2 protein-coding genes and 1 pseudogene are annotated in these 2,609 nt (G+C 73.8%); 1 reads left to right on the plus strand and 2 read right to left on the minus strand.

Features of this window, described 5'->3' with window-relative positions:
- Nucleotides 1-1,218: sensor histidine kinase (locus HMPREF3105_RS10755; RefSeq protein WP_070709586.1), on the plus strand; the 1,218-nt coding region annotated here is incomplete at its 5' end.
- Nucleotides 1,219-1,468: 250 nt separating this feature from the next.
- Here HMPREF3105_RS10755 and HMPREF3105_RS10760 read toward each other — a convergent pair.
- Both HMPREF3105_RS10760 and HMPREF3105_RS10765 read right to left on the minus strand, forming a co-directional pair.
- Nucleotides 1,469-1,954 carry a hypothetical protein gene (locus HMPREF3105_RS10760; RefSeq protein ID WP_020624818.1) on the minus strand — a complete coding sequence of 162 codons (486 nt, stop codon included), beginning with the start codon at nt 1,952-1,954 and terminating at the stop codon, nt 1,469-1,471.
- A 90-nt stretch (nt 1,955-2,044) separates the two neighbouring features.
- A pseudogene (locus HMPREF3105_RS10765) lies at nt 2,045-2,609 on the minus strand (hypothetical protein); the annotation flags it as partial.

Genomic DNA, 2,609 nt, shown 5'->3' on the forward strand with positions numbered 1-2,609 from the left:
GCGCCCTCCCGGGCGCGCCGCTCTTCGGCGTGGCGTCAGGCGCGCAGCCTGCGGTGGCGCGCGTTCTGGGCCGCGGCGCCGCTGAGCCGCGTCTATCTCGCCTTCGGGTCGGCGTTCCTGCTCGCCTCGACCGCGTCCGACATCGGTCTGTTCGGCCCGGGCCACGGCGCCATCCCGGTCCTGGACGGGATCGCCATCGCGTCGGCGACCAGCGCCTTCCTCGCCCAGTGGTGGCGCAGCACGGTGGGCTTCGCCCTGCTCCTGCCCGGGGCCGTCGCGACCGTCGTCGGCGGTTCCGAGGTGCTCTTCGCCGTCGTCGCGCCCGTGGTCCTCGGGGCCGTCGCGGCGACCGCCCGTTCCTGGGGGTTCGTCGTCACGGCCGCCGTCCTGGCACTGACCTGGGGCGTCGCCCAGCCGTTCGCGGTGGGTCAGTCGAACGCGACGTGGTTCATCCTGCTGCTCATGTCCATGGGCCTCGGCGGCGGGCTCTTCATCCGCGAGAGCTTGGCCCGGCGGGAGCGGGATCGCCGCCGGGTGTTCGAGGCGGAGGAGCGGGCCCGGCTGGCCGCCGAGGCCGAGCGTCGCTCCCTGGCCCGCGACCTGCACGACGTGGTCGCGCACAACCTCACGATCATCTCGATGCAGGCTCGGACGGCACGCTACCTCGGCGCCCCGGAGGCGGCTCAGGGCGTGCTGGACGTGGTGGGGGACTCCGCGAAGGACGCGCTGCGGGACCTGCGGCGCATGCTCTCCATCCTCCAGGAGGACGGGATCGTGGACCCGAGCGGTGAGCCGGGCGCCGCGGGGGGCGCGGACGGGGCGACGTCCGCGGATCCGGTGCTGTCCGTGGCCCAACTGGCCGAGGAGCTGCGCAGTCTCGGAATGACGGTGGAGACGGACGTCCGCTGCGACCAGAACGCGATGCCGATCTCCGTGCGCTCCACCCTGCACCGGGTGCTCCAGGAGGCCACCACGAACGTCGCCAAGCACGCCGGCGAGGGCGCGCGCGTGTGCATCGAACTCCGCGACGCGGGGCCGGACGTGGTGCTCGAGGTGGAGAACACCGTCACCGAGCGGTCCGGCCCGCCGCAGTGGAACTCCTCCGGTGTGGGCCTGAACTCCATGCGGGATCGCGTGGCCACCTTCGGCGGCACGATCGAGGCCGGGCCGGGGGGCTGGGGGTGGCGGGTGCGCGCGGTGCTCCCCCGGTCCGTCTGACGAGGCCGACGCCGTCGCAGCGGCGGACCAGACCCATGTGACCTGCATCACATCAGGGCCCGAAAGTCTGCACCTTCCGCCACTGTCGGGGGCGCCGTCGTCCCTCCTAGAGTGGGTCATGCCCCATTGAGACGGTGCACAGTGCGAATCACGAGCCGGGATACATGCCTGAGGGGATGCGGGCCCCGGACGCGGTTCCGAGAAGGACGATGGCCATCCGGCCATCGTCCTTTCTCGTTGTCGGGCGTGCTCAGGCCGGCTCGGCGGGCGACGGCTCCGGGGTGACCGTGCGGACGAGGGGACGGGCCGCCGTCCGGCCCAGGGCCATGAGCACGGCGGCCGGGAAGCCGATCACCGGGATGAGCATCGGCAGGATGCCCGCAGCGCCCTGCGTGAGCACCACCAGGCCGTAGAGCATGCCGATCAGCGCGTATGCCAGCACGTGGACCCACTGGTTGAGCACGTGCCGGAACGCCCAGTTCACGAGCAGGCACAGCGGCAGCCCCACCACCAGCCCGGCGACCCCGACCACCGTCAGCAGCGGTGTCAGGCTGCCGAAGGCCTGCAGGCCCGGGACCACGGCCAGGATCGCCACCACGGCGGCCATCACGAGGTTGGGCAGCAGCCAGGCCACGAGGAACCCGTTCAGTCCCATGCGCAGCTGCGGGCGGGGGCCGGAACGGGCCGCGCGGCGACGGGCACGGGCGGCGGACGCGACCGGGGCGGGGGTGGTCATGGCGGGAACTCTCCGGGAGGGGGATCGACGACGTCGGGCGGGTCCCCACTGTAGTGGGCCGGGCTGGACGGGCCCCGGGAGAGTTCCCGGTCAGGCGCGCCGGTCGCCGTCCACGTGGAAGGCCAGGTCCTCGACGCCGGGGAAGGACTCGATCTCCTGGAACGCGTCCCAGGCGTCGCTGTCCGCCTCGGCGTCCGCGGGCAGGGTCACCGTCAGGGCGCCGATCTCCCCGTCGATCACCTGCAGGCGCAGCTCGAGCTCGTGTCCTCCGGCGGATCCGGAGGCGAAGCGGCCGCGGACGGGCCAGACGCAGTCGTTCGGCACCGCGCGCCGGACGTCGTCGTCGGTCTGGACGACGAGCGGCACCCAGTCCGGGACCTCGCCGGCTTCACGGATGGCCTCGGCCACCGATGCGACGGTGCGCGCGTGCGGCAGCTGGGAGCGCAGCGCCTCAGCCCCGGGCAGGTCCCGGCCCTCGGCCAGCGCCGGGTCGAGCAGGGTCTCGAGCAGCACGCGCACCTCGACCGGCAGCTCGGCGGTGGCCTCCGGCTCGACCTCGTCGACCGGGTCCTCGTCCAGGCCGGCGGGTCCGGTGACGGCGAGTTCGACGGCGTCGCGGCGGGTCCGGCGGGCGTCCTCGTTGGCCAGCAGCATC

It is taken from the genome of Micrococcus sp. HMSC31B01 (assembly GCF_001816085.1).
Taxonomy (GTDB): domain Bacteria; phylum Actinomycetota; class Actinomycetes; order Actinomycetales; family Micrococcaceae; genus Micrococcus; species Micrococcus luteus.